The following is a 12,526-nucleotide window of genomic DNA, read 5'->3' as shown; positions in this document are numbered from 1 at the left end:
GTCCGGCCGTGGACGGGTGAACGCCCGGGAGAAGGCGGTGAGCCGGGCGTCAGGCGGCGGGGCGCGGCCTCGGTGCCGCCACCCGGTCCGCGCGGTCCCGGCCCGGCTGCCGCAGCAGCAGGGCGAGCGCCGCCGCGGCCATCGAGACACCGCCGGCCAGCGCGTAGGCCCCGTCGTAGCCCCACGCGCCGACCACCATCGAGCCGAGGCCGCCGCCGAACAGGCCGCTGACCAGCTTGCCGCTGTACACCAGGCCGTAGTTGGTGGCGTTGTAGTTCTCGCCGAAGTAGTCCGGGGTCAGCGCCGCGAACAGCGGGTAGAACGCGCCGCCGCCGAAGCCGGAGAGGAAGGCGAAGAACAGGAACAGCCACTGGTTGCGCGACTCGCCGGCCCAGATGACACCGAACTGCGCGAGCCCGAGCACCACGATGACGAACACCAGCGTCGTCCTGCGGCCCCACAGGTCCGACAGCCAGCCGACCACCGCGCGGCCGACGCCGTTGACGACGGCCATGACGCCCATCGAGGAGGCGGCGACCAGAGGACCGAAGCCGACCTCCTTGGCGAAGTCGACCTGGAAGGAGATCCCGAAGATCGACACTCCCGCCGTCATCACGATCAGGACCCACATCAGCGGCAGCATTCCGGTCCGGACGGCCTCGCCGGGCGTGAACTGGCGTACCGCCGGCGGGTTCTTCGCCAGGCTCGCGGCACCGGCGCCGCTCCCGGAGCGGGCCGGCGGCTCCACGTCGGCCGGCCACCAGTTCTTCGGCGGGTCCTGGAAGAAGAACGCGCAGACCGCGACCACCACCAGGACGTAACCGCCGATCAGGTCGAGCACCCGCTCGTAATCCCCGGTGTTGAACGCGTAGTTGAAGATGAAGATGAACGGCAGTGAGCCGTAGGCGAAGCCTCCGTTGACGAATCCGGTCTTCGCCCCGCGCCGCTCCGGGAACCACTTGCCGACCATGTTGATGCAGGTGGCGTAGATCAGCCCGGAGCCGACACCGCCCACGACACCGAAGCCGAGGATGGCCGGCAGGACGTCGTGGAAGTGGGACAGGGCCAGGAAGCCGAGCAGACACATCACGGCGCCGATGTACATGGCCCGGCGCGCCGTGAGCAGGCCCCGCTCGCGCAGCCAGCCCGCCGGGAACGCGATGCCCGCCTGGAAGAAGATCCAGACGCTCAGGATCCAGAACGTGTCGCTCTGCGTCCAGGCGTGGGCGGAGGACAAGGTGTCCTCCGCGGAGCCGTAGGCGTACTCCGAGACGCTGATGGCCATCATGGAGATCCAGGGCAGGTACACCATGAGCTTGCGCGAGTGACCGAGGATGTCCCGGTCCGTCTCGCCGACGCGGTAGACCCGGCCGCGGGCGTCGGTCACCTCGCGGTAGGCGTGGTACGGCGCCTCCGGTCCGGCCGGAGTCTTCCGGGTCTTCATGGGATCTGACGTCATGTGGGGCCAGCTCCTCGCCGATGGGGGGTGGGGGGTCGGGGGGTTGGGGGACGGGCGGTGCGCCGGGCACGGGCCGGCGCCCGGCGCCGTGCGGAAGAGGCCGTGTCGGCGGAGGCCGTACGGGAGAGGCCGTTCGGGAGAGGCGGGAGGCGGGCGGGTCTTCTCGGGACCGAGCCCGAGGTCATCTCATGAACCGTCCCGCAGCAGGCCGGCCGCCCGCGCCCACCGGTACTTGGCGCCGAGCACGGCCACCGGCTTCTCGGTCGTGTACGGGTACGCCACGACCCCGCGCTCGAACAGGTACCGGCAGGCCTCCTCGACCTCCACGTCACCGGCGAGGGACGCCACCACCGGCTTCTCCACGCCGCGTTCGCGGAACTCGGCCACCACGCGCGCGGTCAGCTCGGCGAACACCATCGGCGGAGTGACGATGGTGTGCCAGTAGCCGAGCACCAGGGCGTGCACGCGGGGGTCCGCGAGGCCCAGCCGGATCGTCGCCTCGTACGTCGACGGCGGCTCGCCACCGGTGATGTCCACCGGGTTGCCGGCCGCGCCGAACGGCGGGATGAACCGGCGGAACGCCTCGTCCAGGTCGGGCGGGATCTCCATCAGCGACAGCCCGTTGTCCGTCACCGCGTCCGACAGCAGCACCCCGCTGCCGCCGGCGCCGGTGATGATGACGACGTTGTCGCCTTTCGGGGCGGGCAGGACCGGCAACGCGCGCGCGTACTCCAGCAGGTCGTCCAGGCCCGGCGCCCGGATCACCCCGGCCTGCCGGAGGATGTCGTCGTAGACCGCGTCGTCGCCCGCCAGCGCCCCGGTGTGCGAGCCGGCCGCCTTCGCGCCCGCCGCCGTACGGCCCGCCTTCAGCACCACCACCGGCTTCTTCGGCACGACCTCGCGGGCCGCCGCCACGAACGCCCGCCCGTCCTTGAGGTCCTCCAGATGCATGGCGACGCACTCGGTGTGCGGGTCCTCGCCGAACCAGGTCAGCAGGTCGTCCTCGTCCAGGTCCGCCTTGTTGCCGAGGCCGACGATCGCCGACACGCCCGTCCTCGTGGTTCGCGCGAAGCCGAGGACGGCCATCCCGATGCCACCCGACTGCGAGGTCAGCGCCACCGGGCCCTTGACGTCGTACGGCGTGCAGAACGTGGCGCACAGGTCCTGCCAGGTGGAGTAGTAGCCGTAGATGTTCGGGCCGAGCAGGCGGACGCCGTACCGCTCGGCGATCTCCACCAGTTCCTCCTGGAGCCGGTGCTCGCCGGTCTCCGCGAACCCGGACGGGATGAGGACCGCGTTGGCGACGCCCTTGCGTCCCGCCTCCTCCAGGGCCGCCGCCACCCGCCGGGCCGGGATGGCGAAGACGGCCACGTCCACCTCGCCCGGCACGTCGGTGACGCTGCGGTACGCCTTGCGGCCCAGGATGTCGTCGGCCCGGGGGTTGACCGGGTGGATGTCACCGGCGAAGCCGCCGTCGACCAGGTTGCGCATCACCGAATTGCCGATCTTGCCCGGCTCGCCGGAGGCGCCGATCACGGCGACCGCACGCGGCCGCATCAGCCGGCGCATCGAGGCGAGGATCTCCTCGCGGGTGTACGTCCTGCGCGCCGGCTGCCGCCGCTCGGCGAGGATCACCCGGATGTCGGCGGCGACCGCGCCATGGGCCGTCGCGATCACCGGATTGAGGTCCACCTCCGCGATCTCGGGGAAGTCCGCGACCAGTTCGGACACCCGCCGGATCTGCTCGGCCACCGCCCGCCGGTCCACCCCGGCCCGCCCGCGGACCCCGCGCAGGATCTCCGCGGCCCGGATGGAGTCCAGCATCGACAGCGCCTCGTCCGTACGCACCGGCGCGAGGCGGAACGTCACGTCCTTCAGCACCTCCACCAGCACCCCGCCCAGCCCGAACGCCACCACCTTCCCGAACGCGGGGTCGGTGACCGCGCCGACGATGACCTCCTGTCCGGCCGGCAGCAGCTCCTGCACCTGCACGCCCTCGATCCGGGCCCCGGCGTCGTAGGCGCGCGCGCCCGCGACGATCCGGTGGAACGCCGCCCGCACCTCCGCCGCGCCCTCCACTCCCACGACGACCCCGCCGGCCTCGGTCTTGTGCAGGATGTCCGGCGAGACGATCTTCAGCACCACCGGCCCGCCCAGCCGCGCCGCCGCGGCCACCGCCTCGTCCACGTCCCCGGCCAGTTCCTCGCCCGGTACGGCGATCCCGTACGCGTCGGCGACCACCTTGCCCTCGGGCGCGGTCAGCGCGGTACGGCCCTCGGCCCGCACCGACTCCAGCAGCGCCCGCACCCGCGCCACCCGGTCCTCGGTCCCCACGTCAGATCACCCCGTCCGACTTCAGCAGGCGCAACGCGTCCTCGGCGAGGCCCAGTTCGGCGCCGTAGACCTCCTCGTTGTGCTCGCCGAGCAGGGGCGAGGCCGTCACCTCCACGGGTGAGTCGGAGAGCTTGATGGGGCTGCCGACGGTGACGAACTCGCCGCGCTCGGGGTGCGGGACGCGGACCACCATGCCGTCGGCGGCCAGCGAGGCGTCCTCGATGATCTCCTTGGTGGACAGGATCGGGCCGCACGGGATGCCGTGCGCGGTCAGCCGCTCCAGCACCTCCCACTTGGGCAGCGTGGCCGACCACTCCTCGATCAGCTGGAACATCTTGTTCAGCTTCGGCAGCCGGGCCTCGGGCGTGGCCCACTCGGGGTCGTCGGCCAGCTCCGGCCGGCCGATGAGTTTGGTGATCGGCCGCCAGCCGACGGGCTGGACGATGACGTACACGTAGTCGTTCGGGCCGCCCGGCGCGCACCTGACCGCCCAGCCCGGCTGACCGCCGCCGGAGGCGTTCCCCGAGCGGGGGACCTCCTCGCCGAAGTCCTCGTTGGGGTATTCGGCGAGCGGCCCGTGGGCCAGCCGCTGCTGGTCGCGCAGCTTCACCCGGCACAGGTTGAGCACGGCGTGCTGCATGGCCACGTCGACCCGCTGCCCGCGCCCGGTGCGCTCGCGCTGGAACAGGGCCGCGAGGATTCCCGCCACGGCGTGCACCCCCGTGCCCGAGTCCCCGATCTGGGCCCCCGTCGCCAGTGGCGGCCCGTCCTCGAAACCGGTGGTCGCCATCGCCCCGCCCATGGCCTGCGCGACGACCTCGTACGCCTTGAACCGGGTGTATGGGCCGTCCCCGAACCCCTTGATGGAGGCGTAGACGATCCGCGGATTGATCTCCTGGACGCGTTCCCAGGTGAAACCCATCCGGTCGACCGCGCCCGGCCCGAAGTTCTCGACCATGACGTCCGAGCGCCGGATCAGCTCGGTGAGGATCTCCTTGCCGCGCTCGGTCTTGGTGTTCAGCGTGATGCTGCGCTTGTTGCAGTTGAGCATCGTGAAGTACAGCGAGTCGACGTCCGGCAGGTCCCGCAGCTGCCCGCGGGTGATGTCGCCGGCCGGCGCCTCCAGCTTGACGACGTCCGCGCCGAGCCAGGCGAGCAGCTGGGTGGCGGACGGCCCGGACTGGACATGCGTCATGTCGAGGACGCGGATGCCTTCGAGTGCCTTGGTGGTCATGGGCGTTCACCTCACTTGTACATCGTCTGGTTCATGGTTCCGGGGGCGTACGCGTCCGGGTCGACCCAGACGTTGACCAGCGACGGCTTGCCGGACTCGCGGGCCCGGCGCAGGGCGGGGCCGATGTCGGCGGGGTCGCGGACCTCCTCGCCGTGACCGCCGAGGATCCGCGCGAACTCGTCGTACGGCACGTCGCCGAGGGTGTTGCCGACCCGCTCGCGGTCCTTGCCGTACTTGGCGGCCTGGCCGTAACGGATCTGGTTCATGGAGGAGTTGTTGCCGACGATGCCGACGAAGGGGAGGTCGTAGCGGACGAGGGTCTCGAAGTCCCAGCCGGTCAGCGAGAAGGCGCCGTCGCCGAAGAGGGCGACCACCTCCTTGTCCGGACGGGCCTGCTTGGCGGCGAGCACGAAGGGGATGCCGACGCCGAGGGTGCCGAGGGGGCCGGGGTCCATCCAGTGGCCGGGCGACTTGGGCTGGACGACCTGCCCGGAGAAGGTGACGATGTCGCCGCCGTCGCCGATGTAGACCGAGTCCTCGGTGAGGAAGTCGTTGATCTCGCTGACCAGCCGGTACGGGTGGATGGGCGTGGCGTCCGACCTGAGCTGCGGCAGCCGCTTCTCGACGGCCGCCTGCTCGGCCGCGCGCAGCTCCTCCAGCCACTCCTTGCGCCGCACGGCCCCGCCGTCGGTCCGTCCGGACGCGGCCTGGGTGACGGACGCCAGCACCAGTCCGGCGTCGCCGACGATGCCGAGGCCGACGTCGCGGTTCTTGCCGACGGTCCGGTAGTCGAGGTCGATCTGCACGACCGTCGCGTCGGGGGAGAGGCGCTTGCCGTAGCCCATGCGGAAGTCGAACGGGGTGCCGACGATCACGATGACGTCGGCGTGCGAGAAGGCGTACCGCCGGGAGAGCTGGAAGTGGTGCGGGTCGCCGGGCGGGAGGGTGCCGCGGCCGGCGCCGTTCATGTACGCCGGGATGTTCAGGGTGCGCACCAGCTCGGCGGCGGCCTCGGTGCCGCGGGTCGTCCACACCTGGCTGCCGAGCAGGATCGCGGGCTTGTGGGCGTGCACCAGCAGGTCGGCGAGCCGCTCGACCGCCTCCGGGTCGCCGGCCGAGCGGGTCGACGCCCGGTAGGCGCCGGCGCCGGGGACGCGGGCCCGGTCGCGCGGCACCTTGGCGTCGAGGACGTCCCGGGGGATCTCCAGGAAGGAGGGGCCGGGGGCGCCGTGGTAGCACTCGCGGAAGGCCATCGACACCATGTCCGCGGCGCGGGCGGTGTCGGGCACGGTCGCCGCGAACTTGGTGATCGGCGTCATCATGTCGACGTGCGGCAGGTCCTGGAGGGACCCCATCTTGTGCTGCGAGAGAGCGCCCTGGCCGCCGATGAGCAGCATCGGGGACTCCGCGCGCAGCGCGTTGGCGACGCCGGTGACGGCGTCGGTCGTACCGGGGCCTGCGGTGACCACCGCGCAGCCCGGTTTGCCGGTGATCCGGGCGTAGCCGTCGGCGGCGTGCGCGGCGACCTGCTCGTGACGGACGTCGACGACCTCGATCCCCTCGTCCACGCAGCCGTCGTAGATGTCGATGATGTGGCCGCCGCAGAGGGTGTAGACGCGGTCGACGCCTTCGGCCTTCAGCGCCTTGGCGACGAGGTGGCCGCCGGAGATCAGGTCCTGGTCGGGCATGACGAGGTCCCTTTCGTAGGTGTGCATACCGCACATTGCATACAGTCGACGAATACTGTATGGACTGGTTATCCCGCATCCGGTGAGCGGTGTCCAGAGGGCGTGCGCACTTTCGGCCAGGCCGGCCTCACGGTGCGTGCGGCCGTCCTCGCGGATCGTGCACACACGGCACCCGTGCTGGTGGGAGGCCCTTCCGCCTGCCGCCCGGCGACGGATACGCAGGTGAAACGCACTCCGAAACCTTGGTATTGTTGTCCATGTCGCCGCGGGGAACACACCCGCGAGGCGGCAGACACCTGGTCCGGGTGGCGGAATGGCAGACGCGCTAGCTTGAGGTGCTAGTGCCCTTTATCGGGCGTGGGGGTTCAAGTCCCCCCTCGGACACCAGCGAAGACCCCAGTCGATCTGGGGTCTTTCTGTTTTTCCGGGATGCGGGGTGACCGGCCGAGCGGGGCGGGCGGTGGTTGGTATTGCAATGGGCAGTCCAAAACGGCTAGGGTCCGGGTATGGCCCGACCGAGGACGTTCGACGAGGAGCAGGCGCTCGACGCGGCGATGTGGATCTTCTGGCGGAAGGGGTACGAAGGCACCTCCACCGAGGATCTGTGTGCCGCCACGGGGCTGGGGCGCAGCAGTATCTACAACACCTTCAAGAGCAAGCGCGCCCTGTTCCAGCGGGTCCTGCACCGCTATATGACCACCATGAACGCCGGTCAGCTGGCGGTGCTGGAGGATCCGGCGCGCAGTGGGGCCGACCGGATCCGCGACCTGTTCGCCCTCGTGCTCGACGGTGACGCGCGGAACCGGCCTGCCGGCCGCAGCCTGGGCTGTCTCGGGGTGAACTCGACCGTCGAACTCGCCGGCCGGGACGCCGTCGCGGCCGGGATGCTGGAGCGTGACACGGCTCACCGGCTGGACGCGCTGCGCGCGGCCGTCGAGACCGGCCGGCGTGACGGCAGCATCACCTCCTCGCGGGACGCGGGCGACCTGGCCCGGTTCCTCAACGCCACCATCGCGGGCCTGCGCGTCTCCGCCCAGGGTGGTGCCGACCGCACCGCCCTGGACGCCATCGCCGCCGTCGCCCTCGACGCCCTGACCGTCTGACAGCCGACTGCCCGAACTCCCGGCCCTCCGGTCCCGTCCCGCCGGACGGTGATCCGGTCGTGCGCTGTACGGCTGTCCTGATTTTGAACTGATCCATCCAGAATGACCTCGGTCGCGTCCCGGTTTTGAACTGAACCGTACATAACTAGCCACGCCAAAGGAGTCCCCTCGTGCCCCGAGCCGTCTACGTCCTGGCACTCGGCATCTTCGCCATGGTGACCAGCGAGTTCGCGGTCGCCGGTCTGATGCCGCAGATGGCCGCCGGCCTGCACGCCACCGTCCCGCAGATCGGCTATCTCATCACCGCGTTCGCCGCCGCCATGGCCCTCGGCGGACCGGTGCTCACCGTGGCGGTGATGAAACTCCCGCCCCGCACCGCCCTGTCGGTGCTGTTCGCCGTCTTCCTGGCCGGCAACGTGCTCGCCGCCACCGCGACCGGCTACGGCGCCATGCTCGCCGCGCGCATCGTCACCGGCGTCGCCTCCCAGGCCTTCTTCGGCGTCGCCCTCTCGCTGTGCGCCCGCCTCACCCGGCCCGAGGTCCGGGGGCGGGCCGTCGCCGTGGCCATGAACGGGCTGATGCTCGGCACCCTGCTCGGGCTGCCGCTGTCCACCCTGATCGGCGAACGGCTCGGCTGGCGCGCCGCGTTCTGGGCGGTCTCGGCGCTCGCGCTGGCCGCCGCCGCGGCCACCGCCGCCGGTGTGCCGCGCCTGGACCCCGCGCCGAGCGGCGGTCTGCGCGCCGAGGCCGGCGTCTTCGCCCGGCCCCGCCTGTGGCTGGCGCTGGCCACCAGCACGCTGATCATCGGCGCCACCTTCTCCGCCTTCAGCTACTTCAACCCCGTCCTCACCGGCCTCACCGGCTTCTCGGCGGGCACCGTCCCGCTGCTCCTGATCGCCTACGGCGCCGCCACCGTCGTCGGCAACACGGTCGTCGGCCGGCTCGCCGACCGGCGCGCCCTGCCGGTCCTCGCCGTCGGCCTGCTGCTCAACCTGCTCTTCCTGACCGGCTTCGCCGTCTTCGCCGGCGCGCCCGCCCCCGCCGTGGTCTGCATGCTGGGCATCGGCCTGGTGGGCGTCACCATGAACCCGGCGATGGTCACCCGGGTGCAGCGCGCGGGCAACGCCGGGCCGCTGGTCAACACCGTCCACTCCTCCTTCATCACGTTCGGCGTCATGATCGGCTCCTCCCTCGGCGCCGTCGCCATCGGCCTGTGGGGCCTGCGCGCCCCGCTCTGGCTCGGCGCCGGCCTCGCCGCCACGGGACTCCTCACCGTCCTGCCCGAACTCGGCCGCGCGCGGCCCGGCGCGCAGGACGCGGTGGCACAGGTGCCGGAAGCGGTGCGCGAGAGCCGACCCGCCGGCGGCCGGCCCGCCGCGCGGCCGTGAATCCCTGACGATCAGCTGTCGAATCCCTTGACGATCGTCCTTCCGGCGGATTAACTCACGTCCTAAATTAAGTCATGAGTGCAATCCCCGAAGGGAACACCGGGACCCATGCGCAGCATCCGAGCCGCGGCCGTAGGCGCCGTCACCCTGTCACTCGCCCTCGCGGCCACGGCCTGCGGAGGCGGATCGGCCACCGGCAGCGGGTCCAACGACTCGCCGAAGACGCTGACGTACTGGGCGTCCAACCAGGGAGCCAGCATCGAGGCGGACAAGAAGGTGCTCCGGCCCGAGCTGGACAAGTTCGAGCAGCGGACCGGCATCAAGGTCGAGCTGGAGGTCGTGCCCTGGTCGGATCTGCTCAACCGGATCCTGACGGCGACCACTTCGGGTCAGGGCCCGGACGTGCTGAACATCGGCAACACCTGGAGCGCCTCCCTCCAGGCGAGCGGGGCGCTGCTGCCCTGGGACGAGAAGAACTTCGCCAAGATCGGCGGCCGGGACCGCTTCGCCGAGACCGCGCTCGGCTCGACCGGTGCCCAGGGCAAGGACCCGGCGGCCGTTCCGCTGTACTCGATGGCGTACGCCCTCTACTACAACAAGAAGATCTTCGCCGACGCCGGCATCTCCAAGCCCCCGGCCACCTGGTCCGAACTCGTCGCCGACGGCAAGAAGATCAAGGCCGAGGGCGTGTCCCCGCTCGGCGCCGAGGGTGCGAACCTGTCGGAGAACATCCACCACGTCTTCGTCTTCGCCAAGCAGCACGGCGCCGACTTCTTCACCGCCGACGGCAAGCCCGACTTCACCGACCCCAAGGTGGTCGACGCGGTCAAGAGCTACGTCGATCTGATGGCCAAGGACAAGGTCATCCCGGCCGGCGACGCCGAGTACGCGCAGAACCAATCCGTCAGCGACTTCGCCAAGGGCAAGCAGGCCATGCTGCTGTGGCAGACGGCCTCCGCCAACCTCAAGTCCCAGGGGATGAGCGAGGACGCCTACGGCATCGCGCCCGTCCCGGTGATCTCCGGCACGCCCGGCGACGGCACCCAGGTCAACTCGCCGGTCATGGGCATCAACATGGCCGTCTTCAAGAACACCGACAACCTCGACGGCGCCACCCGGTTCGTGAAGTTCATGACCTCCGACGAGGAGCAGAAGATCCTCAACAAGGCCTACAGCGCCATCCCGCCGGTGAAGTCCGCGCAGGCCGACCCCGCCTTCGCCGCCCCGGACACCGCGGTGCTGAAGGACACCCTGGCCACCAGCGCCGCCGCGCTGCCGCAGGTCGCCTCCGAGTCGCAGTTCGAGACGGCGGTCGGTACGGCCGTCAAGGACCTGTTCGCCGACGCCGCCGCCGGACGCCCGGTGACCACCGGCTCGGTCGAGGCGAAGCTGCAGAAGGCCCAGCAGCAGATGCCGGCGGCGTGAGACCGACGATGACCACCACCGCCTTCAAGGAACCGGTGCGCCAGGCCTCGTCCGGGGCCGCGGCCCGCGCACCCCGCCGACCCGGACGGCTGCGCCGGATCTCGCTGCCGTATCTGCTGCTCCTGCCCGCCCTGCTGCTCGAACTCCTCGTCCACCTGGTGCCGATGGTCATCGGCATCGTGATGAGCTTCAAGGAACTGACCCAGTTCTACATCCGCGACTGGGGCACCGCCCCGTGGTCCGGCCTCGGCAACTACCAGGTGTCGGTGGACTTCGACGCCCCCGTCGGCGAGGCGCTGCTGCACTCCTTCTTCGTCACCGTCGGCTTCACCCTGCTGTCCGTCGGCCTGTGCTGGCTGATCGGCACCGCCGCCGCCGTCTTCATGCAGGACACCTTCCGCGGCCGCGGGCTGCTGCGCGCCCTGTTCCTGGTGCCGTACGCGCTGCCCGTCTACACCGCCGTCATCACCTGGGCGTTCATGTTCCAGCACGACAACGGCCTGGTGAACCACGTCCTGCACGACCAGCTGCACCTCACCGACAAGCCCTCCTTCTGGCTCATCGGCGACAACAGCTTCTACGCCCTGCTGACCGTCTCGGTGTGGAAGGGCTGGCCGTTCGCCTTCCTCATCGTGACGGCCGGGCTCCAGAACATCCCCGGCGAGCTGTACGAGGCCGCCGCGCTCGACGGCGCAGGAACGTGGCAGCGCGTCCGCCGCATCACCCTGCCCTCGCTGCGCCCGGTCAACCAGGTCCTCGTCCTGGTGCTGTTCCTGTGGACGTTCAACGACTTCAACACGCCGTACGTGCTGTTCGGCAGGTCCGCGCCCGAGGCCGCCGACCTGGTCTCCGTCCACATCTACCAGGCGTCCTTCGTCACCTGGAACTTCGGCACCGGCTCGGCGATGTCCGTCCTGCTGCTGCTCTTCCTGCTCGTCGTCACGGGCGGCTACCTGCTGCTCACCTCGCGCGGACGGAGGGCCGCCGATGTCTAGCACCCGCACGCCGGTGCCGCACACCCGCACGCCGGCGGCGCCCGCCCGCTCGCCCATGGCACCGGCGCGCTCGTTCCTGTGGCTCCGGCGGATCTTCCTCACCCTGCTCACCGGATTCGTGCTGGTCCCGGTGTACGTGATGGTCTCCAGCTCGCTGAAGCCGCTCGCGGACGTCAGCGGCGAGTTCCACTGGCTGCCCAGCGGGCTGACCGTCCGCCCGTACATCGACATCTGGTCGACGGTCCCGCTCGCGCGGTACTTCGTGAACTCGCTGATCGTGGCGGGCGCCGCGACGGTCTGCTCGGTCGTCATCGCCGTGTTCGCGGCCTACGCCGTCAGCCGCTACGACTTCCGCGGCAAGCGTGTCTTCACGGTGACCGTGCTGTCCACGCAGATGTTCCCCGGCATCCTCTTCCTGCTGCCGCTGTTCCTGCTCTACGTCAACATCGGCAACGCCACCGGCATCGCCCTGTTCGGCTCGCGCGGCGGCCTCATCCTGACGTACCTCACCTTCTCGCTGCCGTTCTCGATCTGGATGCTGATCGGGTACTTCGACTCGGTGCCGCGCGACCTGGACGAGGCGGCGCTGGTGGACGGCTGCGGGCCGCTGAAGGCGCTGCTGCGGATCGTCGTGCCGGCCGCGGTACCCGGCATCGTGGCGGTCGCCGTCTACGCCTTCATGACCGCCTGGGGCGAGGTGCTCTTCGCGTCGGTCATGACCAACGACACCACCCGCACCCTCGCCGTCGGCCTCCAGGCCTACTCCACCCTCAACGACGTCTACTGGAACCAGATCATGGCCGCCTCGCTGGTCGTCAGCGTGCCCGTGGTGGCCGGGTTCCTGCTGCTCCAGCGCTATCTCGTCGCGGGTCTGACGGCGGGCGCCGTCAAGTGACCCCC

The 12,526-nt window shown here is 70.8% G+C and carries 9 protein-coding genes and 1 tRNA gene; 6 read left to right on the top strand and 4 right to left on the bottom strand.

The features are described from left to right. Positions 1-49: 49 nt before the first annotated feature. The 4 genes from SCK26_RS07300 to SCK26_RS07285 form a co-directional block, all read right to left on the bottom strand. On the bottom strand, positions 50-1,459 hold the full coding sequence (locus SCK26_RS07300; protein ID WP_318200436.1) for an OFA family MFS transporter: 1,410 nt from the start codon (positions 1,457-1,459) through the stop codon (positions 50-52). Between the two features lie 186 nt (positions 1,460-1,645). Further along, entirely contained in the window at positions 1,646-3,793 is a 2,148-nt protein-coding gene (locus tag SCK26_RS07295) for an acetate--CoA ligase family protein (RefSeq protein WP_318200435.1), read from the bottom strand. Between the two features lies 1 nt (position 3,794). After that, positions 3,795-5,027: a formyl-CoA transferase gene (gene frc / locus SCK26_RS07290; protein ID WP_318200434.1), complete on the bottom strand. Its 1,233-nt coding sequence runs from the start codon at positions 5,025-5,027 to the stop codon at positions 3,795-3,797. An 11-nt stretch (positions 5,028-5,038) separates the two neighbouring features. Continuing rightward, complete coding sequence (locus tag SCK26_RS07285) at positions 5,039-6,715, bottom strand: thiamine pyrophosphate-binding protein (RefSeq protein ID WP_318205947.1); 1,677 nt, start codon at positions 6,713-6,715, stop codon at positions 5,039-5,041. A gap of 299 nt (positions 6,716-7,014) precedes the next feature. Here SCK26_RS07285 and SCK26_RS07280 point away from each other — a divergent pair. From SCK26_RS07280 to SCK26_RS07255, 6 genes are all read left to right on the top strand, one after another. Continuing rightward, positions 7,015-7,102, top strand: a tRNA-Leu gene (locus tag SCK26_RS07280). Positions 7,103-7,221: 119 nt separating this feature from the next. Beyond that, positions 7,222-7,818 carry a helix-turn-helix domain-containing protein gene (locus tag SCK26_RS07275; RefSeq protein WP_318200433.1) on the top strand — a complete coding sequence of 199 codons (597 nt, stop codon included), beginning with the start codon at positions 7,222-7,224 and terminating at the stop codon, positions 7,816-7,818. Positions 7,819-7,988: 170 nt separating this feature from the next. Further along, positions 7,989-9,206: an MFS transporter gene (locus SCK26_RS07270; protein ID WP_318200432.1), complete on the top strand. Its 1,218-nt coding sequence runs from the start codon at positions 7,989-7,991 to the stop codon at positions 9,204-9,206. A gap of 108 nt (positions 9,207-9,314) precedes the next feature. Then, positions 9,315-10,631 (top strand): sugar ABC transporter substrate-binding protein, encoded by a 1,317-nt coding sequence (locus SCK26_RS07265; protein ID WP_318200431.1) that lies wholly within the window; start codon positions 9,315-9,317, stop codon positions 10,629-10,631. Positions 10,632-10,639: 8 nt separating this feature from the next. Continuing rightward, on the top strand, positions 10,640-11,626 hold the full coding sequence (locus SCK26_RS07260) for a carbohydrate ABC transporter permease (RefSeq protein ID WP_318200430.1): 987 nt from the start codon (positions 10,640-10,642) through the stop codon (positions 11,624-11,626). 55 nt (positions 11,627-11,681) lie between these two features. Further along, positions 11,682-12,521 carry a carbohydrate ABC transporter permease gene (locus tag SCK26_RS07255; RefSeq protein ID WP_318205946.1) on the top strand — a complete coding sequence of 280 codons (840 nt, stop codon included), beginning with the start codon at positions 11,682-11,684 and terminating at the stop codon, positions 12,519-12,521. The last annotated feature ends 5 nt before the right edge of the window (positions 12,522-12,526 follow it).

The organism is Streptomyces sp. SCL15-4 (genome assembly GCF_033366695.1).
Taxonomy (GTDB): Bacteria; Actinomycetota; Actinomycetes; order Streptomycetales; family Streptomycetaceae; genus Streptomyces.
The sequence above is the reverse complement of the archived record's forward strand: the minus strand, read 5'-3'. Positions and strand labels throughout refer to the sequence as shown.

Excerpts from the sequence above, each read along its gene's own strand:
- SCK26_RS07300 (WP_318200436.1), bottom strand. The coding sequence starts at position 1,459 with ATGACGTCAGATCCCATGAAGACCCGGAAGACTCCGGCCGGACCGGAG.
- frc (WP_318200434.1), bottom strand. The coding sequence starts at position 5,027 with ATGACCACCAAGGCACTCGAAGGCATCCGCGTCCTCGACATGACGCAT.
- SCK26_RS07285 (WP_318205947.1), bottom strand. The coding sequence starts at position 6,715 with ATGCCCGACCAGGACCTGATCTCCGGCGGCCACCTCGTCGCCAAGGCG.
- SCK26_RS07275 (WP_318200433.1), top strand. The coding sequence starts at position 7,222 with ATGGCCCGACCGAGGACGTTCGACGAGGAGCAGGCGCTCGACGCGGCG.
- SCK26_RS07265 (WP_318200431.1), top strand. The coding sequence starts at position 9,315 with ATGCGCAGCATCCGAGCCGCGGCCGTAGGCGCCGTCACCCTGTCACTC.
- SCK26_RS07260 (WP_318200430.1), top strand. The coding sequence starts at position 10,640 with ATGACCACCACCGCCTTCAAGGAACCGGTGCGCCAGGCCTCGTCCGGG.
- SCK26_RS07255 (WP_318205946.1), top strand. The coding sequence starts at position 11,682 with ATGGCACCGGCGCGCTCGTTCCTGTGGCTCCGGCGGATCTTCCTCACC.